Origin of the sequence: Rhizobium sp. P28RR-XV (genome assembly GCF_012641385.1) — a bacterium.
Taxonomy (GTDB): domain Bacteria; phylum Pseudomonadota; class Alphaproteobacteria; order Rhizobiales; family Rhizobiaceae; genus Rhizobium.
Genome location: NZ_JABAIG010000006.1, coordinates 372,187 through 398,575 on the forward strand (window position 1 = coordinate 372,187; position 26,389 = coordinate 398,575).

21 protein-coding genes and 1 riboswitch are annotated in these 26,389 nt (G+C 59.7%); of the genes, 8 read left to right on the forward strand and 13 right to left on the reverse strand.

All coding sequences use genetic code 11. The annotated features are described in order from the left end of the window. Window positions 1–37: 37 nt before the first annotated feature. Window positions 38–1,069 carry an AraC family transcriptional regulator gene (locus tag HGP12_RS15505; RefSeq protein ID WP_168841688.1) on the reverse strand — a complete coding sequence of 344 codons (1,032 nt, stop codon included), beginning with the start codon at window positions 1,067–1,069 and terminating at the stop codon, window positions 38–40. A gap of 262 nt (window positions 1,070–1,331) precedes the next feature. Between HGP12_RS15505 and HGP12_RS15510 the strand changes: the two genes are divergently transcribed. Together HGP12_RS15510 and HGP12_RS15515 are read left to right on the forward strand one after the other, a co-directional pair. Next, on the forward strand, window positions 1,332–2,483 hold the full coding sequence (locus HGP12_RS15510) for an ROK family transcriptional regulator (protein ID WP_168841687.1): 1,152 nt from the start codon (window positions 1,332–1,334) through the stop codon (window positions 2,481–2,483). A 220-nt stretch (window positions 2,484–2,703) separates the two neighbouring features. Then, window positions 2,704–3,132 carry a DoxX family protein gene (locus HGP12_RS15515; protein ID WP_312862895.1) on the forward strand — a complete coding sequence of 143 codons (429 nt, stop codon included), beginning with the start codon at window positions 2,704–2,706 and terminating at the stop codon, window positions 3,130–3,132. Between the two features lie 55 nt (window positions 3,133–3,187). Here HGP12_RS15515 and ribB read toward each other — a convergent pair whose 3' ends face one another. From ribB to HGP12_RS15550, 7 genes are all read right to left on the reverse strand, one after another. Further along, entirely contained in the window at window positions 3,188–3,814 is a 627-nt protein-coding gene (ribB, locus tag HGP12_RS15520) for a 3,4-dihydroxy-2-butanone-4-phosphate synthase (protein ID WP_168841685.1), read from the reverse strand. A gap of 113 nt (window positions 3,815–3,927) precedes the next feature. Next, window positions 3,928–4,073, reverse strand: a riboswitch (FMN riboswitch). A 105-nt stretch (window positions 4,074–4,178) separates the two neighbouring features. Continuing rightward, entirely contained in the window at window positions 4,179–4,961 is a 783-nt protein-coding gene (locus HGP12_RS15525; protein WP_168841684.1) for a glucose 1-dehydrogenase, read from the reverse strand. 76 nt (window positions 4,962–5,037) lie between these two features. Next, window positions 5,038–5,775: a triose-phosphate isomerase gene (gene tpiA / locus HGP12_RS15530; protein ID WP_168841683.1), complete on the reverse strand. Its 738-nt coding sequence runs from the start codon at window positions 5,773–5,775 to the stop codon at window positions 5,038–5,040. 4 nt (window positions 5,776–5,779) lie between these two features. After that, window positions 5,780–6,568, reverse strand: coding sequence for an SDR family oxidoreductase (locus HGP12_RS15535; protein ID WP_168841682.1), 789 nt, complete (start codon window positions 6,566–6,568; stop codon window positions 5,780–5,782). A gap of 19 nt (window positions 6,569–6,587) precedes the next feature. Then, complete coding sequence (locus HGP12_RS15540) at window positions 6,588–8,066, reverse strand: sugar ABC transporter ATP-binding protein (protein ID WP_168841681.1); 1,479 nt, start codon at window positions 8,064–8,066, stop codon at window positions 6,588–6,590. A 28-nt stretch (window positions 8,067–8,094) separates the two neighbouring features. After that, window positions 8,095–9,024, reverse strand: a complete 930-nt coding sequence (locus tag HGP12_RS15545; RefSeq protein ID WP_168841680.1) for a sugar ABC transporter substrate-binding protein — start codon at window positions 9,022–9,024, stop codon at window positions 8,095–8,097. A gap of 117 nt (window positions 9,025–9,141) precedes the next feature. Continuing rightward, window positions 9,142–10,122: an ABC transporter permease gene (locus tag HGP12_RS15550; protein WP_168841679.1), complete on the reverse strand. Its 981-nt coding sequence runs from the start codon at window positions 10,120–10,122 to the stop codon at window positions 9,142–9,144. 212 nt (window positions 10,123–10,334) lie between these two features. On the opposite strand from HGP12_RS15550, the gene HGP12_RS15555 reads away from it, so the two are divergent. The 4 genes from HGP12_RS15555 to HGP12_RS15570 all read left to right on the forward strand — a co-directional run bounded on the left by HGP12_RS15555 (window position 10,335) and on the right by HGP12_RS15570 (window position 14,664). Continuing rightward, on the forward strand, window positions 10,335–11,144 hold the full coding sequence (locus tag HGP12_RS15555; RefSeq protein ID WP_168841678.1) for a transketolase: 810 nt from the start codon (window positions 10,335–10,337) through the stop codon (window positions 11,142–11,144). Beyond that, window positions 11,144–12,100, forward strand: coding sequence for a transketolase family protein (locus HGP12_RS15560; protein WP_168841677.1), 957 nt, complete (start codon window positions 11,144–11,146; stop codon window positions 12,098–12,100). Before HGP12_RS15555 ends, HGP12_RS15560 begins: the two co-directional genes overlap by 1 nt. Before the next feature lie 122 nt (window positions 12,101–12,222). After that, complete coding sequence (locus tag HGP12_RS15565) at window positions 12,223–13,689, forward strand: FGGY family carbohydrate kinase (RefSeq protein ID WP_168841676.1); 1,467 nt, start codon at window positions 12,223–12,225, stop codon at window positions 13,687–13,689. 21 nt (window positions 13,690–13,710) lie between these two features. Beyond that, entirely contained in the window at window positions 13,711–14,664 is a 954-nt protein-coding gene (locus HGP12_RS15570; RefSeq protein WP_168841675.1) for a sugar-binding transcriptional regulator, read from the forward strand. Window positions 14,665–14,793: 129 nt separating this feature from the next. On the opposite strand, the gene HGP12_RS15575 is transcribed toward HGP12_RS15570, so the two are convergent. The 3 genes from HGP12_RS15575 to HGP12_RS15585 all read right to left on the reverse strand — a co-directional run bounded on the left by HGP12_RS15575 (window position 14,794) and on the right by HGP12_RS15585 (window position 19,866). After that, entirely contained in the window at window positions 14,794–15,513 is a 720-nt protein-coding gene (locus tag HGP12_RS15575) for a response regulator (RefSeq protein WP_168841674.1), read from the reverse strand. A 133-nt stretch (window positions 15,514–15,646) separates the two neighbouring features. After that, window positions 15,647–18,796, reverse strand: coding sequence for an efflux RND transporter permease subunit (locus HGP12_RS15580; protein ID WP_168841673.1), 3,150 nt, complete (start codon window positions 18,794–18,796; stop codon window positions 15,647–15,649). Next, window positions 18,796–19,866: an efflux RND transporter periplasmic adaptor subunit gene (locus HGP12_RS15585; protein ID WP_246703418.1), complete on the reverse strand. Its 1,071-nt coding sequence runs from the start codon at window positions 19,864–19,866 to the stop codon at window positions 18,796–18,798. The genes HGP12_RS15580 and HGP12_RS15585 overlap by 1 nt, the downstream gene beginning before the upstream one ends. 231 nt (window positions 19,867–20,097) lie before the next feature. Between HGP12_RS15585 and HGP12_RS15590 the strand changes: the two genes are divergently transcribed. Both HGP12_RS15590 and HGP12_RS15595 read left to right on the forward strand, forming a co-directional pair. Further along, window positions 20,098–20,781: a response regulator gene (locus HGP12_RS15590; protein WP_168841671.1), complete on the forward strand. Its 684-nt coding sequence runs from the start codon at window positions 20,098–20,100 to the stop codon at window positions 20,779–20,781. 2 nt (window positions 20,782–20,783) lie between these two features. Next, a complete protein-coding gene (locus HGP12_RS15595) occupies window positions 20,784–22,073 on the forward strand; it encodes a HAMP domain-containing sensor histidine kinase (protein ID WP_168841670.1) in 1,290 nt (429 codons plus the stop codon). Between the two features lie 22 nt (window positions 22,074–22,095). On the opposite strand, the gene HGP12_RS15600 is transcribed toward HGP12_RS15595, so the two are convergent. Next, complete coding sequence (locus tag HGP12_RS15600) at window positions 22,096–23,316, reverse strand: alpha/beta hydrolase (RefSeq protein ID WP_246703402.1); 1,221 nt, start codon at window positions 23,314–23,316, stop codon at window positions 22,096–22,098. Between the two features lie 12 nt (window positions 23,317–23,328). Then, a complete protein-coding gene (locus HGP12_RS15605) occupies window positions 23,329–26,379 on the reverse strand; it encodes an efflux RND transporter permease subunit (protein WP_168841669.1) in 3,051 nt (1,016 codons plus the stop codon). Window positions 26,380–26,389: the final 10 nt, after the last annotated feature.

Here is a 26,389-nt window from a genome sequence, read left to right on the forward strand (position 1 = left end):
AAAGGGAACGACAAGCGTCCGCCGTCAGATATAGCTATTAACGCAGTCCCACCGCTTTCGCACGCGTGTCGCTTGGGCTTTCTCCGAAGGTGCTGCGATAGATGATGGAGAACCTTCCCGGATGAAAGAAACCCCATGTCGCGCAGACTTCGCGAACGGATTGCCGGTTCAATGGGTCTCGCAATTGATCGCGCGCAGCTTTCAGCCTGATTGTGCGTAGATAGGCACCCGGCGATGTTTTTCTGAATGCCTTGAACCCCATCTGCAGGGCACGAAGCGAAACTCCGACATCGTCAGCCACCATCGATATGGTGAAGGGCTCGGTGATATTGGCGTGCATATAGTCTATGGCACGGCGCACATGCCACGGCGCAACCATCGACACCTTCTCCTTACCCAAATGGCAGGAAAGACGATGCTGGCCAAATCTGATGACAAGGTCGGCAAGCGTTTCGCTCATCGCCGATACGGCAAGTGGGGAGGATAAGAGCGGCCCGTCATTGCGCATGCCTTGGATGATCGTTTGTGCCAGGTTGCCGATGAGCTGACCGGCGGGTGTTGCAAGATCGAGAACGGGCTCCAGATCCAACGATTCGAGGATCGGCCTTTCCAGGAGCGAGGCCAGCATTCTCTTTATGATTTTCCAGTCCAGCAAGAGGGCGTCCAGGCTATTCGGCTCGCCCTGAAGCGAGCGATCGCGGGCCTCATGATTGTTCGCCATGAGAATGTGCCCGGCACCACCTTCCGCGACCCTTCTTCCTATGGCCAGCCGCAGCGAACCCGCGCGAGGTATGTAAAGCCCAAGATGTTGCGGAGTTTCATCGAGCGTCCGGACTTCCCAGGGACTTTCATAGGCCGAATGGACCGCCGTAAGAGACCCGCTTCTTCTAAAATCCGCCGCCCAGGTGAAAGCCCGGTCCTTGCCCAATGGCTTGGCAGCAAAGACGCCATAGGCTCCTGAAAACGCCTCGACCATCGACTCGAAATCGCGGCCCTTGTGGGTTGGCGCGAAATCATAAGGTGACGCGTCGTGACGGCGCGCAACATTGTCGAAGCTCAACGATACCATGCAGCTTGGCTCTTACTCCCCTTGCCTACTTGTCATTCGCGTACCGCACCTCGCCTGAGATTGTCGCAACACCGATATGACCTCCCGAATGCTCCAATGCTGCCTCCTTTGACGGGCTGGGATTGGCGCGATCTCCGCTGGCCGGGCCGATCTTGATGAAGTAAGCAGGATCGGCACATCAGGGACCGGGTTTCTCAGCTTGAGAAAAACAAAGCGTCCTCGAAAGATTCACACTTATAGTGTAAATTAAAATGGTCAGAAAATGAAGTATAATCCGCTCGACCATGTTGCAGTCCATTTTTTGCGGGATCTTCAACCTTCACGCGTGGCTTCCCGGAACGAGCGGGACCTGCTGCGGCTGATCTGGAAGTCTCCCGGCATCGAGCGCTCCGACCTGACCGAGCCGCTGGACCTCACGCAGCAGTCCCTGCATCGAATTGTCGGGCGGCTGCATGACCGAGGTATGGTCGTCTTTTCCGCGTCGGAAACCCGGCGCCCCGGACCGCCAAGCCCTGGACTGACGCTGTGCAGAGACTGGTGCTTGACGCTCGGAATCTCGGTGAATGTCGGCTCGATCGGCCTTTGCCTCATGGGTTTCGGAGAGCCTCTGGAAAACGTGGAAATCCCGCAGGCGGGATCTTCGCTTCCGGTAGAATTGGACCGGATCGAAGCCGCGCTCGAAGACCTTCTTATTCGCCGACGCGCCAAGCGCGGCGATATCCTCGGTGTCGGCTTGGCAGTCTCCGGGCACCGCATGCTGGAAACAGCCTTCAATTGTCCGCTGCCGCTCGCTCACTGGTCACTGATCGACCTGGCGCCGATCGTCGGCAAGCGGCTTGGCTTGCCGGTTTGGGCTGATAATGTCGCAAGGACCGCGGCCTTGGCGGAGGCGATCTTCGGCGTCGGTCGCGATGCTCCGGACTTCGCCTATATCGCCCATCTTCACGGTTATGGCGGCGGTCTGGTTTCCGGCGGCATGCCGTTTCGCGGCAGTTTCGGCAATGCCGGCGAGTTTTCGGTTCTCTTCGAGCGTCAAGACTATGGCGATCGACCGGCACTCGGTGTCTTGCTCGAACATCTTCGCGCCAAAGGATACCCGGATCTGACGCTGCGGGATCTCAAACGCGAAGAGCTATTGAATTGGGATGACGTCACCGAATGGGTCGATCGTGTGATGCCGGCGCATAATCGCGCCATCAACGCGATCTGTGCGGTATTCGACCCTGCCTTGATCGTCCTTGGCGGTGAGCTTCCGCATCGGCTGGCGAAGATGATGATCGAACGGACTGAGATTAACAATCTGCCTCGTCACGGCGCATTACGAGACGTGCCTGAGCTGACGGTAGCAGAGATGACCGATTCCCCCGGTGCGATCGGCGCGGCATTGGTCCCCTTGTTCGAGACGGTGTTGTGATGGCCTTCGCTCGCGGCGACATCGCACGATATTCAAAGCGATCCGCCGGAATATTGCGCAATATCCTAAGTGCGCAACCCAATCTCAGTAGTTTACCGGCGCTCATGAAGCGAAGTGCCTCCGACGATGGATGACCTCAAAAAAATTTCTGACCTCTGTCGGAATTTCCTTTCGCCGGCCGTCCTTGGAGCATCAACCGCTTTCAAACCGGAGGTACATCGTGGAAAACATTCAATCGACCTGGCAGACCGCCGCCATTCTCATCGCCCGTCTAATCTTCGCGGCCGTCTTCCTGATGGCTGTCTCATTCAAACTCATGGACATGGGCGCGACCGCCAGCTACATCGCCGCCGCCGGCTTCCCGTTACCGCTGTTCCTGGCCTGGTGTGCAGCGGCTCTCGAGGCGCTGCTGGTCATCGCCTTCCTCAGCGGTGCCTTCTTCATCCCGGCGGCGATCATTGCAGCCCTCTATGTCATCTTTCTTGCATTCTCATTCCACGGTCCATCACACTGGACGGGTAATCAGGCCGAATTCGGCTTCTTCGTCGATCACTTTACTTTCGTGGCTGGCCTGCTCTTCGCCGCCGTGCATGGGCCGGGCAGCGTGCTTGTCGCCACGGTGGGCCGGCCGAGCGCAGAAACCGAGTAATATCCTTCGTGCCAAACGATGAATAGCATGCCGGCTTGCGAAGCGACCCCAATCATCAGGCTGCTTTTTCCGGCATGTTCGCCAATCGATAGGCTATCAAATCCTCGATCGTAACCAAAAGCAGGCCATGGCGTTCTGCAAATATTTCGAGTTCCGGCAGCCGAGCCATCGTGCCGTCATCATTCGCCACTTCACAGATCACGCCGGAAGGCGACAAGCCGGCAAGCCTGGCGAGATCCACAGCCGCTTCGGTATGGCCGGGACGCGACAAGACGCCATTCGGATGCGCGCGGAGAGGGAAAATATGACCGGGCCGGGCAAATTCCTCCGGACGTGAGCCATCCCTGACGAGGGCCTGAACGGTTGCCGCCCTGTCGGCGGCGGATATTCCGGTGGTCGTTCCCGGGATGTAATCCACGGAGACGGTGAAGGCGGTCTTCAAAACCTCGGTATTGCGCGGCACCATCAACGGAATTTCGAGCTCGTCGAGCCTTTCGCCTTCCATCGGAACGCAGATAAGACCGCGGGCATGGCTCATCATGAACGCGATCGCCTGTGGCGTGACCGCGTCGGACGCAATCACGAGATCGCCTTCGTTTTCGCGGTCACGATCATCGACGACCACAACGATCTCACCCCGCGCAATCGCCGCGATCGCATCTTCAATTTTCGAAATTGCCATTTTCCTGCCTTTCAAGGGTTGCCGTTCAAAACGGCGCGCATGGCCTGTCAAAGCCACCATTTTCCCTTGGGCGAACAAGCATGTGAACGCCACCATTGAAGCGGCGTCTCCTGCGTTGCTCTCTTCCATCCGGACTATGACCGTCGGCTCCGGCATCTCACCGGATCTGCTGACCCTTCCGAAATTCGGAAGGCGCTCGCGGGCTCCGAGTTGCCTCGATACCGCCGGTGGGGAATTACACCCCGCCCTGAGAACATCTCTAAGATAGATGATGATTGTTTCGTTCTGCAAGAGGCTGACCGCACTTCCGCTTTCGAAAAGCTGGTTTTGCGGTGAAAGCACAGTTCCTCTTTATTGAACGAAGCTAGGACATAATCAAACCACCATCGACATTGATCGTCTGGCCGGTGATGTAGGCCGCATCGTCGCTGGCCAGAAAAGTGACGAGACCTGCAACATCCTCCCCCGATCCGGCCCGTTTCATCGGAATGCCCTCGACCCATTCCTTCATGAGTTCACCAGGACCGTAATTGCCGAGCAGCTTGCCCCATGCCTGGTCGTTATAAGCCCACATGTCGGTTTCGATGATGCCGGGGCAAAAGGCGTTCACGGTAATGCCCTCGATCGCGACTTCCTTCGCAAGGCTCTGGGTTATGCCGACGACGCCCATCTTCGATGCCGCATAATGCGGCGTATAGATAAACCCGTCACGCGCCTGGCCGGAGGCGGTATTGATGATGCGGCCGCCGCGTCCATGCTTGCGCATGCGGGCAATCGCCTGTTGCGCGCAGAGGAAGACGCCCTTCGTGTTGACGGCCATGACCTTGTCCCATTCGCCTTCGGTCATATCCTCGACGCGGGCGATGGTGATGACGCCGGCATTCTGGATCGAAACGTCGACAGCCCCGAAGGCCGTCTCGGCCGCGTCGTAGAGACCCTTTACGCTGGCCTTGTCCGTCACGTCGCCGACGAAGGAAATCGCCTTTCCGCCGCCAGCCTTGATCTCATCGGCGACCGCATGAACGGATTCCTCGTTGGCGGAGACCACCAGATTGGCGCCTTCGCGCGCGAAGCGCCTGGCGATCGCGGCGCCGATGCCACGGCTCGCGCCGGTGATGACGACGGTCTTGTTTTCGAAGCGATGCATTTCCTATTCCTTTTGCAGTGACAGCCATGCCGGGCGCTGATCCTGAGGCCGATCGCCCTGCCTGTTGCTGGCGACTTCAAACAGCTGCCGAGATAATCCCGGCAAACTCCGATGCCTTCAGGGACGCGCCTCCGACCAGGGCGCCGTCGACATTGGAGACGCCGAAGATCGCCCTTGCGTTCGATGCCTTGACCGAACCGCCGTAGAGGATCCTGACACGGGGGCCATCTTCTCCCAGCCGCGCCTCAAGCGTTTGCCGGATGGACGAATGTACCTCCTCGATCTGCTCGAGGGTCGGAACCAGTCCTGTCCCGATCGCCCAGACGGGTTCATAGGCGATCGTCATGTTCGAACTGGTTGCGGCATCGGGAATTGATCCTTCAAGCTGGGCGCGAACGACCTCGATCGCTCTGCCGTCATCCCGTTCTGCGCGCGTCTCCCCGACGCATATGATGCTCGTCAGCCCCGCGTTGTGGACTGCTGCCGCCTTGGCCGCGACTGCAGAATCCGCCTCCCTATAGGCGGAGCGGCGCTCTGAATGTCCCAGAATCACGAAGCGCGCGCCGATTTCGGTAAGCATCTCCGCGGAAACATCTCCGGTATAGGCGCCTGACGCCTGCGCGTGGCAATCCTGTGCCCCGATGGCAATCCTTGAGCCCCGCGTCCGTTCGGCCGCCTTTTCCACCAGCGTGAAGGGCGGGCAGACGACGATATCGCACGCCGCCTCGCCCGTTATCCCCGTCAGCGCCTCGATCTCAGCCAGGGAGGAAGCGAGACCGTTCATTTTCCAGTTGCCGGCAATCAGTTTCTTCATCACATCACCAGCAGCAGAAGCCGCCGTCGACGAGCAGGTCGACGCCCGTCACGAAGCTTGCGGCATTCGACAGCAGGAAGACGGCCGGGCCGACCATCTCATCGACCGTTGCCATACGCTGCATCGGCGTCTGCTCCTCGAAAAGTTTGGTCTGGTGGACCATTTCCGGGCGCGTGTTCATCGGCGTCGCCGTGTATCCCGGCGAGATGGTGTTGACGCGGATGCCGCGGCCGACCCACTCCATCGCCAGCGACTTCGACATGTGGATTACGCCGGCCTTGGAGGCATTGTAATGGGCCTGGCTCAAGCCGCGATTGACGATGACGCCGGACATGGAGGCGATGTTGACGATCGATCCGCGTCCATGTTTCAGCATGGCGCGCGCTTCCGCTTGGCACGACAGGAAAACGCCCTTCAGGTTGATGTCCATCAGCGTCTGGTACTGGTCTTCCTCCATCTCCTCCGCAGGATTGGCGTTGGCGATACCCGCGGCGTTGACCGCAAGCGTCAGAGGCCCAAGCTCCGCCTCGGTGCGGGCGACCGCATCCCCAAGCGAGGATTTGCTGGTGACATCGGCCGCGATCTGGATGGAGCGGCGACCGGCCGCCTCGATATGCGACGCCGTGTTGGCCAAACCGTCGTCGGATCGACGGTCAAGGAGCGCGACGTCGGCGCCGCACTGCGCGAGGCCGATTGCGATACGCTGCCCGATCCCGCTTCCGGCCCCGGTCACGATGGCGACCTGTCCCTTGAGATCGAAAAGCTTTGGGGCGTTGAGAGTGATGTCGGACACCGCTCTTCCTTTCTGTTATCTAAATTGTCGCCAGTTCCATGACCGAGACGTCGTTCGCCTCGTCACGACTGAGAATGCCTGCCTGCTTGCCCTGGGCGAGCACGAGAATGCGGTTCGACACGCCGAGAACCTCCTCGAGATCGGAGCTGACGACGATGACCGCGACCCCCTGTTTCGCCAGGTTCACGATGATGTCGTAGATGCTTGCCCGCGCGCCGACATCGATGCCTCGTGTGGGTTCATCGAGCACCACGACCTTGGGATCGCGCATCAGCCACTTGGCGATGACGACCTTTTGCTGGTTGCCGCCCGAAAGGTCGGAGGCATATTGCTCGGCGCGACCCTTGACGCCGAATTTCGCCACCGCTTTTTCGGCGAAGGCACGCTTGACGCGCGATGTGATCCAACGACCGCCGAGTTTGTCGAGATTGGCGTAGATGATATTTTCACTGATGCGGTGACCGACGACGAGGCCCTGTTCCTTGCGATCCTCGGGCACCATCACGATACCCTTTGCGATCGCATCCGCCGGATCGCGAAGCTTGAGCTCTTCTTCTTCCAGCCTGATCGAACCGACGCTGATCGGATCTGCGCCGGAAATGGCACGCACGAGTTCCGTGCGACCGGCACCGACCAGCCCGGCGATACCGAGGATTTCACCCGCATGAACATCGAACGTCACGTCCCGGAAGGAGCCGTCAGGCGAGCTTAACCCGCTGACCTGTAGCACCGCACGATCCGTCGGTTCTGGAAGAGCAGGAAACAGGCGGTCGAGCGAGCGGCCGACCATGCTTTCGACGATGGTGCGAACGGGTGTCGCGCTGTCGGCGAACTCCTGGACACGCTCGCCATCGCGCAGGACGACGATGCGATCGGTGATCTGCCTGATCTCCTCCATGCGATGCGAAATGTAGACAATGCCGACGCCTTCGGACCGAAGTTTCCTCACCTGTTCGAACAGCGCTTCCGTCTCCGCCCCGCCAAGAGCGGCGGTCGGTTCGTCGAGGATCAGCAACTTGGCGTTGAGCGCCAGCGCCTTGGCGATTTCGATGAGCTGCTGATTGGCCGTCGACAGACCCGCGACCTTTCGCGTCGCCGGTATATGCAGATTGAGGCGGGCGAGCTGCTCCTGCGCGCGCCGGATCATCTGGGGGCGATCGACAGCTCCGTTCTTCATCGGCCATCGCCCGATGAAGACATTCTCGGCGATCGAAAGATGCGGCAGGAGCTGCAATTCCTGATGGATGAGAACGACGCCCTTATCGATCGCCTCGCGTGGGGTAGCCGGGGCATAGGGCTGCCCCAGCCATGTCATTGTTCCCTCGGAGGGCGTCCGTGATCCGGCGATGATGCCGGACAATGTCGACTTGCCGGCCCCGTTCTCCCCAAGAAGCGCGACCACCTCGCCGGGATGGACATCCAGGCTGACATTCTTCAGCACCTGAAGCGGTCCATAGCGCTTGGATATGCCCCTCAGGGAAAGAACGGGCTCAGTCACGGCACACCTCCTCAAGACTTCGGCACGATTACGGATGGTTGGCGATGAAGCCGGCCACGTTTTCCTTGGTCGTCAGCGTGGCGTCCATGAGCTGCACTGGAGGGACCTTCTCGCCGGCGACGAGCTTGACCGCATTGGCGACGGCATCGCGGCCCATTTTCTGCGTCTGCTGTGTCGCAGTGACGTCGAAGACAGCCTTGCTGAGCGCTTCAAGAGCCGCCGTATCGCCGTCGAAGCCGCCGACAACGATCTTCTGGGATGGGTTTGCCACCTTGATCGCCTGCGCGGCGCCGAGTGCGAGCGCGTCTGCCTGAGCAAACACGATCGATACGTCGGGATTTGCCTGCAGCATGTTCTGCATGATCTGGAAGCCCTCGTCCTGAGCCCACATGTTGGAATATTGCTCGGCGACGACCTTCACGCCGGGATTTGCCTTCAGTGATTCAGCACAACCCTTGCTGCGGTCGACTTCGGGCGTCGTGCCCTTCTGACCGTGAATGATCACCATCTTGCCCTTGCCGCCAGCCTGCTTGAGGATGTAGTCGCAAACGGCCTTGGCGGACGCGACGGAATCCGTGGCGAGGAAAGTGTCACCGGGGGCACTATCGGCATTGCGGTCGACGTTGACAACCGGAATACCGGCATTCTTGGCGAGCTTGACGGGAACGCTTGCCGCCGCAGCACCGGCCGGAATGTAGATCAGTGCATCGATATTCTGGGTCAGCAGGTCCTGGATCTGGTTGATCTGGGTCGGACCGTCGCCCTTGGCATCCACCGTTACGACCTGAAGGCCACGCTTCTTGGCTTCATCCTCGACGGACTGCTTGATTTGGTTGAAGAAGTTTGCCTGCAGGTTTGCGACGGCCAGGCCGATCTTCTTGGCCTCCTTTGCCTGAACCGAGCCCAACGACATCGCCAGCACGGCGGCCGAGGCCAGAAGAATGCGCGCAAGTTTCATTTTATTTCCTCCTTTTTGTAGTGAACCCTTGGGTACATCCTCCCCCTCGGGCAAGTGATCCGCTCCAAACCTCTCGGAGAGGAACTCGTTAGGGTCCGCCGGGCGCGGACCTGAATGTCAGGCCCGCCGCCTGCGGATCGTTTCAGCACCCACCGCAAGCACGATGACGATGCCGATGATGACCTGCTGCAGGAATGGCGAGACGTTGAGCAAGTTGAGCCCGTTGCGCAGGACACCGATGATCAGGACACCGATGAGCGTGCCGCCAATGCCGCCGGATCCGCCGGAGAGCGAAGTTCCACCGATGACGACAGCCGCAATCGTGTCCAGCTCATAGCCGAAGCCGCTGGACGGCTGAACGGAGTCGAGGCGCGCCGCCAGCACGATGCCCGCCAGACCGGCAAGAACCGCGCTTACGACATAGACCGCAATCGTCACCAGCTGGACATTGATGCCGGCAAGACGAGCAACTTCCGGATTGCCGCCCACTGCATAGAGCATGCGACCCTCGGAGCGGAAATGCAGGAATACCCAGGCCACGGCGACGACCGCCAGCATCAGGAAGACCGTCGCCGTCAGCACGCCGAAATGGCGATCGATCGCGAGCATCATGAACCAGTCGGGAAACCCGACGATCTGCTGTCCGTCCGTAATCATGTTCGCGACGCCGCGTGCTGCCGACATCATCGCCAATGTCGCGATGAAGGCCGGGACCCTGAACAGGGTGACGAGAAGTCCGACGATCAATCCGCTGACAGCTGAGGCAAGGAGCGCCACGGCAATCCCCGCGACAAGCGGCAGGCCGGCAATATTTGCCGTCCAGCCCATGACCATCATGGCAAGCGCCAGGACCGAACCGACCGAGAGGTCGATGCCGCCGATCAGGATGACAAAGGTCATGCCCACGGCCATGATTCCAAGCACGGTGATCTGATCGAGAATGTTGAGACCGTTGCGGAGCGAAAGAAACGCATCGGTGCCGAGGCTCAGGAAAACGCAAAGAGCAAGCAATCCGACGAGCGGTCCGGTCGCACCGGCGAGCTTGCTCAGCCATATCGCGGACGGATGTTTTTCTTCGCTGACGTTGATCGCCACCATTATTCCTCCCGGAGATTAGGGCCAGCGGCCAATATTTCCTCAAGCTAGAATATTTATTCATGCTTGCCGGAAAATTCATTATCAACTCAATTTAGGCCTGTCAACCGAGTTTTCTGGACCATGTTTTGCAACTTGTCCCTCGCCGGGGCTTGACTAACTGCCTTCATGTGCAAAAATATAAACGGATGAATATTTATTCACACGAGGAAACGATGGAGCCTTCCGAACTTGAACGTGTTGCTCGCCAGATACGCCTGCGAGATCTCCAGGCCGTCTATGAGGCAGGGGCGGGACACATTGGCGGCGAGATGTCCGTGATCGACCTCCTGGCCGCGCTGTACTTTCGCGTGCTGCGTGTCTGGCCGGACCAGCCGAAACATCCCGATCGGGACAGGTTTGTGCTTTCGAAGGGGCATACCGCATGTGCGCTCTATGTCACCCTAGCGAAACGCGGCTTCATTCCGGAAGAGGAAATCTCGACATTCCTGAAGCCGCATTCGAGGCTCAATGGCCATCCCAATTGCAACAAGGTGCCGGGCGTCGAGACCAACACAGGTCCTCTTGGGCATGGTCTGCCGGTGTCGGTCGGCATGGCCAAGGCGGCGAAACTATCGGGCGCCGGCTACCATACTTATGTGATTACCGGCGACGGCGAGATGCAGGAGGGCTCCAACTGGGAAGCGATCATGGCCGCGGCGCAGTTCCGGCTTGATAACCTCACCCTGATTGTCGACCATAACCGGTTCCAGCAGGGTGCAGCACTTTCGGATACGAACGATATCGCTCCGCTTCGTCCGAAGCTCGAAGCCTTTGGCTGGGAGGTCAGCGAAATCGACGGCAACAGTATGCGCGAGGTCGTCCCAGCGCTCGAACATCGAAGCGTCCGCCCCCATTGCATCGTGGCCCACACCAACAAGGGACACGGAATCTCTTTCATGCAGGACCGTGTCGACTGGCACCACAAGGTTCCGAGCAAGGAACAATACGAAGTCGCATTGGCAGAACTGTCGGAGGCACTCTAATGAACGCGCCTGTGAATGCACCCAAGCTCCATGACTGCCGCGACGCCTTCGCATCGACTCTCGAACGCCTTGCCGCCGAGAACGAAACGATCGTGGCGGTCTGCAACGATTCTGTGGGATCTTCGAAGCTCGGTGGCTTCAAGTCCAGATTTCCCGATCGCCTGGTCAATGTCGGCATCGCCGAGCAGAACATGGTCGGCGTCGGCGCGGGCCTCGCCAATGGCGGACGCCTTCCCTATGTCTGCGGCGCGGCGCCGTTTCTCACAGGCAGATCGCTCGAGCAGATCAAGGCCGACATTTCCTACTCGAATGCCAACGTCAAGCTCGTCGGCATTTCGTCTGGAATGGCCTATGGCGAGCTTGGCCCGACCCATCATTCGATCGAGGATTTCGCCTGGACGCGCGTTCTGCCCAACCTGCCGGTCATCGCGCCATGCGACCGCATCGAAACGGCGGCGGCAGTGGAATGGGCGGCGAGCTACAATGGCCCCTGCTTCCTGCGCCTGTCGCGTGTCGGCGTGCCCGACCTCCTGCCAGAGGGGCACAGGTTCGAACTTGGAAAGGCCAATCTGCTGCGCGAAGGTTCCGATGTCACGCTCATCGCAAACGGGACGCTGACCCATCGCATGGTGAAAGCCGCCGACATCCTTGCGCAACGTGGCATAAGCGCCAGGGTGCTCAATCTCGCCACGGTTCGCCCGATCGACGAAGATGCCATTATTGCGGCCGCCAAGGAAACCGGCGCGATCGTGACGGCGGAAGAGCACTCGATCTTCGGTGGGCTGGGGTCGGCCGTGGCCGAGGTTGTCGTCGACAACGCTCCGGTCCCGATGACGCGCCTCGGCGTTCCCGGCATCTACGCGCCGACCGGCTCGGCCGAGTTCCTGCTCGATGAATTCGGCATGGCGCCCTCGGCCATTGCAGACGCCGCACAGGCACTTATCAAGCGCAAGTAGACAAGCGGCGCGCATTCGAGCCGGGGCGGATTGCCGCCCCGCTCTGAAATCAAAGAAGTAGAGCATAATGTCGCCCGAAAACCGCTCACACTTTTCGGCATCATGCTCTGGTGGAGGATATGATGCGGGCCATTCTGGCAATCGACCAGGGGACGACCAACTCGAAGGCGGCTCTCGTCTCTGAGGGCGGCGACATTATTGCCAGAGGCTCGGCGCCGGTTGGTATCTCCTATCCGAAGCCCGGCTGGGTCGAGCAGGATCCGGATCGGCTCTATGCATCCGTCTGCGAAGCGATCGAACTCTGCCTGCAAAGCGCGCAAGGCTCGACGATCGAAGCGGTGGCGATCTCCAACCAGCGGGAGTCCGTCACCGTTTGGGACGCCGAAACGGGCAAGGCGCTTGGACCGGTGCTGAGCTGGCAGTGCAGACGCACGGCGCCGGATTGCGAGCGTCTCATCGCCGACGGGCATCTGGAGCGCGTCGAAGCGCTGACCGGCCTTCCTCTCGATCCGATGTTTCCAGGCCCGAAGTTCCGCTGGCTCCTTGAGCGGGTTCCCTATGGGCGAAAGGTCCGCATCGGCACGATCGACAGCTGGCTCATCCATTGCCTGACCGATGGCCGCAGGCATGTCTGCGACGCCTCGAATGCTGCGCGAAGCCAGCTGTTCGACCTTGAGGCTCAAGCCTGGAGCGAAGAACTGGGTACGATTTTCGGCGTGGATATCCGCCTCCTGCCGGAGGTGCTCGACAGCTCCGCGGACTTCGGGACCACGCATGGCCTTCCCGGTGTTCCGGACGGCACGCCGATCAGATCGGCCATCGGGGACAGCCATGCGGCTTTGTTCGGCCACGGCGCCTTCAATCCCGGCGATGGCAAGGCGACCTTCGGAACGGGGTCTTCGGTCATGACCACCCTGCCGCGCTTCATTGCGCCGCGCAATGGCATCACCACGACAGTCGCCTGGCGCATCGCCGGCCAGCCGACCTTCGCGTTCGAAGGCAACATCCTTGTTTGCGCCGCGAGCCTGCCATGGATGGCCGGCATTCTGGGCCTTCCGGACGTTGCATCGCTTGTCGATCTTGCCGCGACGGCGGAACCGGGCGGTCCGGGATTCGTGCCCGCCTTCGTCGGATTGGGTGCTCCCCACTGGAATTCCGACGCTCGCGCTCTCTTCTCGCAGATCAATTTCAGCACCACCCGCGCGCAGATGGCGCGCTCGGTCACCGACTCGATCGCTTTCCAGGTCTATGACGTGATCATGGCGATGCGGGCACAGAGCGGCGGCGAGCTCGGCAGGCTTTATGTGGACGGCGGGCCGAGCCGGAACAGTTTCCTCATGCAGTGCGTCTCGAACCTCGTAAACCACGCCATCATCCAATGCGAGGCACCGGAAGCATCCGCGCTCGGCGCGGCCTATCTCGCGGGGCTTTCGATCGGCCTGTGGCGGGATCTTGATGCCATCGCGGCGCTTCCGAGAAATACCGAGGTCATCAAGCCGGAAAGCATCGACGACACGGCTCTCCTGAATAGATGGAATGATGCGCTGGCCCGCTCGACCTTGCGCCCAACTCCGGTTAAAGGTGAATAAAAATTCACCTCGGGATCAACGATGGCTCGCCTTAACGAACTCCGCCTCATCTCAAGAGTTGCCCAGATGTACCACATAGAGGGCAAGCGCCAGGCGGATATCGCACAGCACCTTCGTCTATCGCAGGCAACCGTATCGCGAATGCTGAAGCGAGCCGAGGCGGAAGACATCGTCCGCACGAGCGTCATCCCGCCCGTGGGTACCTATAGCGAACTCGAAGGAGCGCTGCGCGCAAAATACGGTCTGCCCGAAGCCATCGTCGTCGAATGCACCGAAGACCGTGATGGCGCCATCATGGCTCGGATCGGCGAAGCTGCTGCTCATCTTCTGGAGGTCACGCTTGCGCCTGGCGAGATCATCGGCGTCTCCAGCTGGAGCCAGACGATCTTCAAGATGGTGGAAAATATTCATCCCCAGAAGAGCGCCCAGGCCAAGTATGTCGTTCAGACGCTTGGCGGCATGGGCGATCCGTCGGTGCAAACGCATGCTACCCAGCTGACCACCCGCCTTGCACGACTGACCGGCGCCGAGCCGAAACTTCTTCCGGTGCAGGGCGTGACCACCTCGCGCGAGGCCAAGCTTTTGATGCAGTCGGACCCGTTCGTGCGGGAGACGATGGATCTCTTCGGCAGCATCACGCTCGCCATCGTCGGCATCGGGGCCGTCGAGCCATCGGAATTGCTTGCAAGGTCCGGCAATATCTTTTCGTCGCGCGAGCTTGCCGACCTTGCCGAGGCAGGTGCCGTCGGCGATATATCGCTGCGTTTTTTCAACAAGGACGGCAGGCCTGTAAAGACGCCGCTCGACGAGCGCGTCATCGGCTTCCCGCTTGAAGATCTCGAACGAGTCGATCGGGTCATCGCGCTTGCCGGCGGCACGAAGAAGACCGCCGCGATCGCCGGTGCCTTGCGTATCGGCGTTATCGATACGCTGATTACGGACAAGTTCAGCGCCGAGCGCCTCATCGAGTTATAGGCGACGGTTGCAGTAACCTATAATCGACCGCAATTGCCGCCTATCTGGCCATGCAAAGAAACGTCTGAAGACGCCGCAATCTTTCAGATTCGCTTCCCACGCTTTAGGTCTTTGATTTTGCGCATGTCGTTATGCCGTCGCCACCGGGACCACAAGCTGATAACCGCCATTGCGGATCGTCCTGAATATCGGCTCCTCAGGCGTTTCACCGAGCTTGCGACGCAGCCGGCTGACGAGGACATCAATCGAACGATCCGCAGGATCGCGGCCGCGCTTCTGCGTCAGATTGAGCAGTTGATCGCGCGACAGCAATCGGCCAGCACGCTCCAGAAACGCCTTGAGCAGATCAAATTCGGCTCCAGTCAGCAAGATCAGCTCGCCGTTACTCCTGGTCACGCGGCAAAGCTGCGGATCAAGTGCGATGTCAGCGAACCTAAACCGTTTTGCCTCGGATTCTGGAGGCGTCTTATTGCTCGTTCGACGCAGGACGGCACGAATGCGCGCTGCCAGCTCACGCGGATTGAATGGCTTGCCAAGATAATCGTCCGCGCCGATCTCAAGACCGAGAATCCGGTCGATGTCCTCCGTCAGGTTAGTCAGCAAAATGACCGGAACGCGGGAGCGGCGATTTCGCAGGTCGCGGCAGAAATCGAGGCCCGATCCGTCGGGCAGCATAACCTCCAAAATTATAAGATCGGGAGGACGCAGAGTGATGGCCTCATTGCACCCGAGGAGATTGCTTGCCGTTCTCACGTGAAAGCCTTGCTCGCCAAGATATTGGCTGAGGAGAGAGCGAACCTTGCCGTCGCCATCTACAACCAGAATATCGGGGATGATGGTCAGAAACATGGATCTCCTTTATCTCTCCAATTCTGTGTTGCGGTCGGGGGCGAAGGCGTCGGCACAAACCGCGATCCATGGCAGCCGAAAGGCGACGAACATTAACCGGCGGCGGGGCTGACCACTCTCCAAAACGGGAGGATTAACCGTGACCATGTCCTCGCCGTGTACGATCAGAGTTGAAGGCGATAGCCTCGTGACCATCGGATGCCAGAGTTTCCGTGGCGGTTTCATGGGTCAGGCCGACGCGACGCAGGAGACGCTTGAGGACTGTTTCCAAATCATCGACGAAGGTGAAGATAACGGGGATGACAATGAGGCTCAGCAAGGTCGACGTTGTCACGCCGCCGATCACCACGATAGCCATCGGCTGACGGAAGCTCGAATCGCCGCCAGTCAGGCTAAGGGCAACGGGAAGCATGCCTGACGCCATGGCAATGGTGGTCATGACGATCGGCCGCGCGCGTTTGTGACATGCATCGATGAGCGCGTCGAACCTGGACATGCCTTGCCGTCGCGACATGATCGCATATTCGATGAGCAGGATCGAGTTCTTCGTCACCACGCCCATCAGCATGAGCAGCCCGATGACTGCCGCCATCGAGAAGCTCGTTCCGGTCATCACGAGCGGCAGCAGCGCGCCGCCAAGCGAAAGCGGCAGGGCCATCAGAAGCGTAAGAGGCTGCAGAAAATCCTGGAACAACAGGACGAGGACGGCATAGATGCAGAAGATGCCGATCGCCATCGCAAGACCGAAGCTCTGGAACAGCTCCGAGCTGCGCTGCAATTCTCCCTGTTCCACAAGCGTTACACCCTGCGGCAGATGCCGGAGCGCCGGCAGCGCCTTCGCCTCGCGATTGACATCGCCCAGGATGCGGCCGTTGAGTTCGACCGAGACCGTGACATTGCGCATGCGATCGATGCGGTCGATCTCGGAAGGACTGCCGCCGATATGGATGTCGGCAATCGAACCGAGGTCGACATTGCCGTTCGTTCCCGCCACCCGCACATTCTTGATATCGACAAGACTGGCGCGCGTTTCAGGCGAAAAGCGAACCACGATCGGGATCTGCCGCTGTGGCAGCGTAAGCTTTGGCAGATCCGAGGAATATTCTCCGTTTGTCGCCACGCGCACGGCACTGGCAATCGCATTGGATGTTATGCCGAGCGCCGCGGCGCGGGCAAAATCGGGCGTGATCTGGATCTCAGGCGCCTGCCTGGCTGCTGTCGATGTGACCGCGCCGATCCCCTGAACCGTTCGAAGCTGCTCCTCCAGTGCCGTGCTTGCGCTGTCGAGCGCATCGGCGTCGTCGCTGGCAAGGGTAATCTCGAGCTTGGTGCCGTTGCCGCCATTCCCGACTTCCACGCGCATTCCCGGCAGGACGGAGAGTGCCTGACGAATATCGTTTTCGATCTCCGCCTGCTTTCGATTGCGCTCGGAAATGGGTGTGAGGACGACCACGATCGTGGCGGAGCCGACATCACTCGTGGAACTGCTATCTACACCGCTGCTGGAGGATGACGAACCAACCGAGGAGAATACACGTGTGACGTCGTGCAGCTTGCCGACAATGTCGGCCGCCTTGCGCGTCATTGCATCAGTCTGGAGGATTGTGGAGCCGGGTTGCATCGTGAGCGTGATTTGTGTGCGGGCATCATCGGAGGCGGGCAGAAAGCCCGATTTCAGGAAGGGAATGGTGGAAAGCGAAAGCGCCACGATGACAGCCGTTGTCGTAACCGTGGTCATCCTGTGATTCAGGGCGGCCTTCGCGACGGCCAGATAGGTGCGCATGATGCGGCCGTCCTTCTCCTCGGACGGATAGGCCTTCATGAAATAGGCCGCCATCATCGGCGTCAGGAGACGCGCCACCACAAGCGAGGCGAGGACCGCGACGGCGGCGGTGACGCCGAACTGCCGAAACAGAAGGCCCGGTATACCGCCCATGAAAGCCGTCGGCAAAAAGACGGCAACCAGCGTAAAGGTCGTTGCAATGACGGCAAGCCCGATTTCATCGGCGGCTTCAAGCGCGGCGTCGATCGGCCGTTTGCCCATCTTCAGATGGCGAGCGATGTTCTCGATCTCGACGATGGCGTCATCCACGAGTATGCCGATCACCAATGACAGGGAAAGCAGTGTAAGGATATTCAGACTGAAGCCTGCAAAATACATGGCAAGAAATGTCGGGATGACCGACAGAGGCAGCGCCACCGCGGACAGGATTGTCGCGCGCCAGTCGCGAAGGAATAACCAGACGACGATGATTGCGAGAATGGCACCCTCATACAGCATGTGCAACGAGCCATGGTAGTTATCCATGATCGGCCCGATCGTGCTGTAGGCTTGGTCGATTTGCACATTGGGGTGAGCGGCAGCGAACGTCTTGATTGCCGCATCGACATCTTCAGCGACACCGCTATCCGAAAAGCCTTTCGAACGCTTGATCTCGACGGCAATCACAGGCTTGCCGTCGAGATAGGCGATCGACGTGCGATCCGCGAAACTGTCCTGGACCGATGCGACATCGTCGAGACGCGCCTGCTGGCCATTCGCCAGTGGAATTCTAAGTCCCTTCAGCGCCTCGGCCGACGGGAGGTTGCCAAGGGTACGCAATGTTTGCCGCGTCCCCCCGATTTCGCCGAGCCCGCCCGACGTGTCGGCCTGCACCGCTTTGAGCTGCGAGGATACGGTGGCCGCGGTGACGCCGAGCGATGCCATGGTCGCGGGATCGAGATCGACATGAACCTCGCGATCGACACCGCCGATACGATTGACCTGTCCGACACCCGGGACCGATAGCAACGCCTTGGTCAGATCGTTGTCGATGAACCAGGACAATTCCGTCTCGTCGAGGCTGGTCGAGCGCACGGCATAGGCAACCAACGCGGAGCTCTGCACGGTATCTTTGGTAACGCTCGGCGTCTCCATCTGTGCCGGCAGATCGGCCTTTACGCTATCGACGGCATTGCGGACTTCGTTCAGTGCCGCTTCGCTGTCCTTGTCGAGTTTGAAGGAAACCTTGATCGAGACGCTGCCGTCGGTGATCGTCGTCGTGATGTGATCGAGATAGCTGAGGGAGGCGAGACTGTCCTCGATGGTGCGGGCGACTTCCGTCTCGAGCTGGGTCGGCGCCGCGCCATCGAGCGTGGCGGAGATTTTGATCGTTGGCAGATCCATGTCCGGGAAGTTCTGGATCGCCAGCTGCTTGAAGGCCAGGAGCCCGCCAAAACCGAGCATCGCGAACAGCAAAATCGCAGGCACGGGATTGCGAATAGACCACGCCGAGAAATTCATCAGTGCGTCTCCGCAATCTTTACGACGTCGTTATCAGACAGAAATGCACCGCCCGACGTTACAATCTTCGTTGTCCGGTCTATGCCGGAAAGAATTTCGACCTCGCCATTGTTGCGACGCCCGGTTTCCACCCGAACCCGTCGCACCCGGCTGTCGTCGCCCCCGGTGAAAACGTAACTAAGGCCGTCGCGGAAAACGATCGCCGGTTCGGGAACAGTCAAGGCTGGCGTCGTCCGCAGCTCTATGCTTCCAGTGACGTAGAACCCGATCCGCGGCCGCACATCCGTCGGCAGCGCGACATAGATAATCGCGCGGCTGGTATCCGTGCTCACCGACGGTCCAACCAGCCGCACCTTGCCTTCGATCCGGCGGCCGTCGGGGCCGTTGATGGTGGCTTTCAAACCCTCCGAGATGCTTAGAAGATAGCGGGCCGATACTTCCGCCTGCCATTCCACGCGCTGCTGGCGAACCATGCGAAACAGCTCGGTGCCGGTGGAGACGACCGCACCGAGATTGGCGGAGCGCGAGGTTATCAGGCCGTCGTCTACGGCGGTAATCGTCGTCTGCGCAAGCTTGATCTTTTCGCTGTCGAGTGCCGCCTCCTCGGATGCGAGGCTCGCAGTTGCGGTTTGCTCGTCGGCGAAATACTCGGTGATTTTCTCGGCGGAGAGTGCGCCGGAAGACTGAAGCTGCCGTGCCCGATCTGCGTTGGCCTTGGCTTTGGCGAGACTTGCCTTGGCGGTCACGACGGCCGCTTCCTGTTTGCGAAGCTCCGCCAAAACGCTGTCCTGCGACAGCTGCACCAGCGTCTGCCCTTTCTTCACCACGGAACCGACATCGACCAGAACGTCCGTGATGCGAAGGCCGCTCGTTTCCGAGGCGATGACTGCGTCCTGCCATGATTTCAGCCAGCCGCTCGCCGGAACGGCTTCGGGCCAGTTCCGCTGCTCTGGCGCGGTCAGAGAAACGGTAAGAGCGGACGCTGCGGTCTGTTCCGCCGCGGCATTTCGAACGGAAAAGGGAAAGAGAAGCGTAGCCACAACGAATGCGACTGCGAACCTTGGAGACAGCTTTTTCAACAATGCATTCCTTGCAGTTTCTGGCCTTGCAGTTTCTGGCCTTGCGGCTTCTGGCAGGAGCGCGAGCTATTCCAATCGAGCAACCGATCACAGCTCACCGATAGCAATCAGTAGCCGGACGAATGTTAAGTGCGGTCAAGTGAGTGTTAAGTTATGTAAAACTTGGTCCGACCTTCGGCTTTATATTGTATGGATCGCCGATACGAATGATGGACAGGGTGAATGAGCAGGGTTCTTCTCATCGACGATGATGTCGAGCTAACGGTACTTTTGCAGGAATACCTCACTGAAGAAGGATATGACGTCGCAACCGACACGGATGGGCGCGCGGCCATTGCGGCGGCCGCCGGAAATACGGTCGACATCATCGTCCTGGATATCATGATGCCCCGGATGAACGGGATCGAGGTTCTGCAGAGAATCCGCAAGCTCAGCCAGATCCCCGTGCTGATGCTGACGGCAAGAGGCGATGACGTCGACACAATATCCGGTCTAAACCTTGGCGCTGACGATTATGTTCCGAAGCCGTGCTCGCCGGGCGAACTTGCCGCGAGGTTGCGTGCGATCTTGCGCCGGACGCATCAGCCCGCAGGCGCATCGATCGATGTCGTCAAGGCAGGTCGGCTCGTGATCCATCCGGGCAAAAGAAGCGCTGAATGGTGCGGCGAACCGTTGGAGCTGACCGGCACCGAGTTCGGTCTGCTCGAAGTCCTTGCCCGCAACGCCGGCCAGCTGGTGTCAAAACAGGACATTTCCAAACAGGCTTTTGGAAAGCCACTTACGCCCTTCGATCGCCGCATCGATGTTCATATCAGCAGCGTTCGCCAGAAACTTGGGCTGCGAGAGGACGGGCAATCATGGATCCAATCCGTGCGAGGTTTCGGCTATCAGTTGCTCGTGGATTGACCATGCCCAAGCTCTTCTGGAAGTTCTTCACGATTATCTGGCTGACGCTCGCAGCAACTGTCGGCGTCGTCATTATTACCGTCAAGCTCATTCAAGCAGTCCCCTTCGCACATGAACTGGAACAGGACAGGCGGACACTCCTCATCAATCTTGCCGCAAACGTCCTGATTGAGGATGGCGAGGACGCCGCCAGACATTTCGTGTTGACGAGCGAAAAGACGCGACCGGTTGGCCTTTCCCTGTCGAAGTCCGCCAGCGTCAATGCATGCCCGCAGGAGAACGCGACCGATGCACGTTCCGTCTCAAGGGATGGGAGTTGCTACCGCATTTTCGCGGCGGCGCCGATGAGTTTTACCTTTGAGAACCTCGCCCCATTCCTGCCATGGCTCACGATCCTGATATCGAGCACGATATCGGCGGGCGCGCTCGCGCGATATCTCATTCGCCCCGTCGTCCATCTGCGTGACGGCCTGAGCGCGCTTGCGCATGGCCGCTTCGACTTCCGCATCGGCGACAAGATGGCGGGACGCACGGACGAAGTTACGGCGCTCGCGCACGACTTCGATTCCAGCGCGGCGCGACTGCAGAAATTTCAAGATGCGCAACAGCAGTTGTTTCACGACGTCTCCCATGAATTGCGCTCGCCGCTGTCCCGCCTGCAGGCCGTCGTGGGTGTTCTGCGGCAAAGCCCGGCGAAACTCGACGCCATGCTCGACCGTGTGGATCGAGAGGTCGAGCGCATCGATGTGCTGGTGGGCGAAATCCTGACGCTTGCCAGGCTGACGGCCGGCTCCAGCATGCCACTGAAAACCCAATCCCTCGATATCGTCGAACTTCTGAACGAAATCCTGGGCGATGCAGATTTCGAAGCGCAGTCGCGGGAGATCTCGATCACCACCAGTGTCGGCGGCACGTTCCTCGCGGAAGTCGAGGGCGAATTGATCTACAGGGCACTTGAAAACGTGGTGAGGAACGCTGTCAAATATACTGCTGCGCAAAGCCGTATAGCCGTGTTTTGCGAAGCGAAACCCGACCTGCTTACCATCTGCGTCACCGATCAGGGGCCGGGGGTCGGGCGGGACGAGCTGGAGCGCATCTTCCAGCCTTTTTCGCGCGGCAACGACGCCGTGAGCAGAGATGGATACGGCCTTGGCCTTGCGATCACCCGGCAGGCGATCGAGCGCCACGGCGGACGCGTGTTTGCGTCGCTGCCGGCTGCCGGCGGCCTTGCCATCACACTCGAAATCCCCCGAAAGCCACCCGGGTACGGCAGGACGGATGAGCGAGCCTAGAAATTTCAAACAATAAAGGAATTTAGTAGGAGATACGCCCGTCGACGATGGGCGACGGTCCCGAGGAAAATTGCTGCTTCAGCACCTGCCTTGCATCATCGCTGACGATCGACATGGGCGCTGCGACTGCGACTTTCGCTGCCGATCCCGCCAGATCCGCCGTTCGGACGGCCGCCATGCCGACGCGGTCCGCAAGCGAGACCCGTCCGGTATCCAGCGACTGTCCCGCCAGCCGCCGTCCAAGCAGCTGGACCATATCCCGATTATCCGCAAACGTATTGTGGCCGAGCGCATCGTCCGGCTTGACGGAACTCGTGTCGATGACCGTGATCCCGAGCTTAGCCAAATCCGCGGCATAGGGCGTCGAATCGAAGCCGCCGACGCGACTGACGCCGCCGGAGAGCCATTGCGAAACCTGCAGCGCCTTATCTTTGGTCGAGGAAAAGATCGTGAAGTGCGGACGTTGCGGCCCCATCTCGATCATCTGCCGGCGAAATACGTCGATATCGATGTCAGGCGATGCCAGGATGACATTCTTCACCTTCGCCGGAATTGTCTTGTTACGCATGGCAACGCCACGCAACGCTTCCGCCGTCAGCCAGGATCCCATCGAATGGGCGAGGATCGTCACCTCTCCGACGTCAGGACTTTTCGCGGCTTGCAGGATCAGATCTTCCAGCGCTCGCCGTGAGAAATTCGTGCTCTCCTTATCGTAGAGGTAGTCGAAGACATTGCCGCGCGAGGGCCAGGTAAAGAGGATCGGCGCGGCATCCGTTCCGGAATCATGCATGATCTGCGCGAAGCGAAAGACGGCATCGGAATAGGTATTGTTGAAGCCGTGCACGAAAATGACGACCTGCCGCTTGGCGTTGCGGTTCTTGCTGAACCATTCAAAAACATTGCGCTCGGATGTGACCCCTGCGACCTTCTGGACGGCGAATTCCTTCGCGGGATTGGCGGGCACATGCGATGGCCATTGCACCTCGCCGATTTTACGATTTCGATCCGGAGGAATGGAAACGACGATATCGTTGAACGAGATCGCCGTTCCGCGCTCGCCGGAATAAAGCTCGCCTGGCTTGTCGGTCGGCCGACGGGTAGTGGCCACCATCATGTCCACGGTGCTCGTGCCTGGCGTGGCCGCTGCAAGCGGCTGGAGAACATTCTCCAGCCGCCCCGCACAACCCGCCAATACCGATAGGGTCATCAGCACGACAAAACCCGTTCTTCCAGCCTTTGACATCGGATCCCCTCTTCAGTGTTGCGCGCTGTCGCGGGGAATTCGGAACCAGGCAACATACAAGGCGGGGAGGAAGAGCAGCGTCAGAACCGTACCGACGACAATGCCGCCCATCATCGCGTAGGCCATGGGTCCCCAGAATATCTCCCTGGAGATCGGGATCAGCGCGAGCGTTGCGGCAGCCGCCGTCAGCATGATGGGTCGCATCCGGTGCTCCGTCGCCTCGATGACGGCTTGCCAAGGCGGCATGCCCTCGCTTCGAAGGTGCTCGATCTGCACGATGAGGATCACCGAGTTGCGGATCAGAATGCCGATCAGTGCCAAGACACCCAGGATCGCGACAAATCCGAGCGGTGCATTGCTGAGCAACAAAGCTCCGACGACGCCGATCAATGCCAATGGTGCGACGGCGAAGACCAGGAACAGCCTGCTGAAGCTTTGCAGCTGGATCATCAGGATCGTCGCCATGATGAACAGCATGAGCGGTGCAACGGCGATGATCGGCCCCTGCGCTTTTGCGCTTTCCTCAACCGAACCGCCATCGACGATGTGGTAGCCGCTCGGAAGGCTCTTGCGGAACTCTTCGACTTTCGGCTGCAGTTCGTTGACGATCGTCGCCGGCTGTGTCGATCCGACGACTGCGGCCTTGATGGTGATGGTCGGTATGCGCGTCCGCCGCCAGATCGTCGGCTGCTCCAATTCGTAGTGAAAATTCGCAACCGCAGACAACGGCACCGACTTGCCATTGGAGCCGCCAAGCTGAAGGTTCTGCAGCGTTTCGATCGAACCTCGCTCGGAGGTTTCGGCCCGGCCGATCACATCGACAAGATAGATGTCGTCCCGGATCTGGGTCGCCGCCGATCCCTCGACGATGCTGTTCAGAGCCGTTGCAATGTCCTGCGACGAGACACCCAGTTGCCGTGCCTTATCCTGAAGGACATCGACCTTGACCACTCGCGAAGGCTCGTTCCAGTCGAATGTCATGTTGGACAGCAGGGGATGCTGGCCGACGATGCCTGCGAATTGCTGGGCAATGTCCCGGACTTTCTGGATATTCGGCCCGCTGACCCGATATTGCACCGGCTTGCCGACCGGAGGGCCGATGTCGAGCAGCTTCACGAACGCGTCGGTTCCGGGGAAGGTCTTCGTCAGATATTCCTGCAGTTCGGCTTTGACCTTGTCGCGAACGTCGAGCCCCTTGGTGACGATCACCGTCTGCCCGAAGGAGACATCGGGGGTCTGCACGTCAAAGGACAGGATGAAGCGAGGCGCCCCCTGGCCGACATAGCTCGTCCAGTGGTCGATGTCCTTGTTGTTCGCCAGCATCTCGCGTTCGAACCTGGCCATCTGCTGGTTCGTCTCGGAGATCGAGCTGTTCTGCGGCAGGTTCCAGTCGACGATCAGCTCCGGTCTGTCGGAGGAAGGGAAAAACTGCTGTTGCACGAGGCTCATCCCGCCGATGGAAAGAGCGAAGGCCGCAACGGTGGCGGCAATCGTGATCCAGCGCCAACGCATAGCCACGCGCAGGAGCCATGCGAAGGCCCGCGTAAAACGCCCCTTCTGCTCATGATGCGATTTCATGGATTTCGGAAGGATCGTGACGCCGAGCAACGGCGTGAACAACACCGCAACCACCCACGAAACCAGAAGCGAAACGGCGATGACCACGAAGAGAGTGAAGGTGAATTCGCCGGCAGCGCTGGTATTGAGGCCGACGGGGATAAAGCCTGCGACCGTCACCAGCGTGCCTGTTAGCATCGGAAAGGCGGTCGAGGTGTAGACGTATGTCGCGGCTTTTCTCAGATCATCGCCCACCTCCAGTCGGGCAACCATCATCTCCACGGCAATCATGGCGTCATCGACAAGGAGGCCAAGGGCGATGATCAGCGCCCCAAGCGAAATACGCTGCATGGAAATGCCAGAATAGGCCATGACGAGAAAGGTAATCGCCAGCACCAGCGGAATGGAGATGGCGACCACGAGCCCCGCCCGAACGCCGAGGCTGATGAAGCTGATCGCCAGCACGATGACGATCGCCTCGAACAGTGCACGCGTGAAGCCCGACACGGCCTCGTCGACGACGGCGGGCTGATCGGAAACCCGCTGGACGTCCACGCCGATGGGAAGATCGGCCGTGACCTGTTCAATCTCCTTGTCGAGCGCCTCGCCGAATTCGAGCAGATTTGCCCCGGTCTTCATGCCGATGGCAAGCCCGATAGCCGGCTGGCCGTTGAATCTGAACAGCGACGAGGGAGGATCGACGTAGCCACGTTTGATCGTTGCGACATCGGTCAACGGAAAGAAGCGGTCATTAACACGAAGATTGATCGACCGGAGACTTTCCTCGGACGTGAACTGGCCGCTGACCCGCAAGGCGATGCGCTCGGGACCGGCATCGACGAAACCGGACTGGGTGACGGCATTCTGCGCCTGCAGCGTATCGATGACGGACTGCTGGTTAAGCCCCAGCGCCGCAATCTTTCGCGTTGAAAATTCGAGATAGATGGCCTCGTCCTGCGCGCCGATAATGTCCACCTTGCCGATATTTGGGACCGTCAGCACTTTTGCGCGCGCATCCTCGACCAGATCGCGAAGCTGGCGCTGTGTCAGCCCATCGCTGGTAAAGGCGTAAATATTGCCGTAGACGTCGCCGAAGTTGTCGTTGAAAAACGGCCCGACGACACCGCTCGGAAAATCTCCCTTGATGTCGCCAATCATGTTGCGGACCCGCATCCAGATGGCATTGACATCCTTGGCCTTGGTCGTCGGCAGAAGTTCGACGAAAATGGTCGTCTGGCCGGCAACCGTCTCGCTCTTGGTATAATCGAGCGAATCCAGTTCCTCGAGCTTCTTTTCGATACGGTCGGTGACCTGCTTCGTCACTTCCTCGGCCGAAGCACCAGGCCATTGCGCCTGAATGATCATCGTCTTGATGGTGAAAGCGGGATCTTCCTCGCGGCCGAGACCGATATAGGAAAACGCGCCGGCCAGAATGAAGACGATCATGAAGTACCAGACGAGCGAACGATGCTCGAGCGCCCAGTCGGACAGGTTGAATTTTTTCACGGGGGCTTTC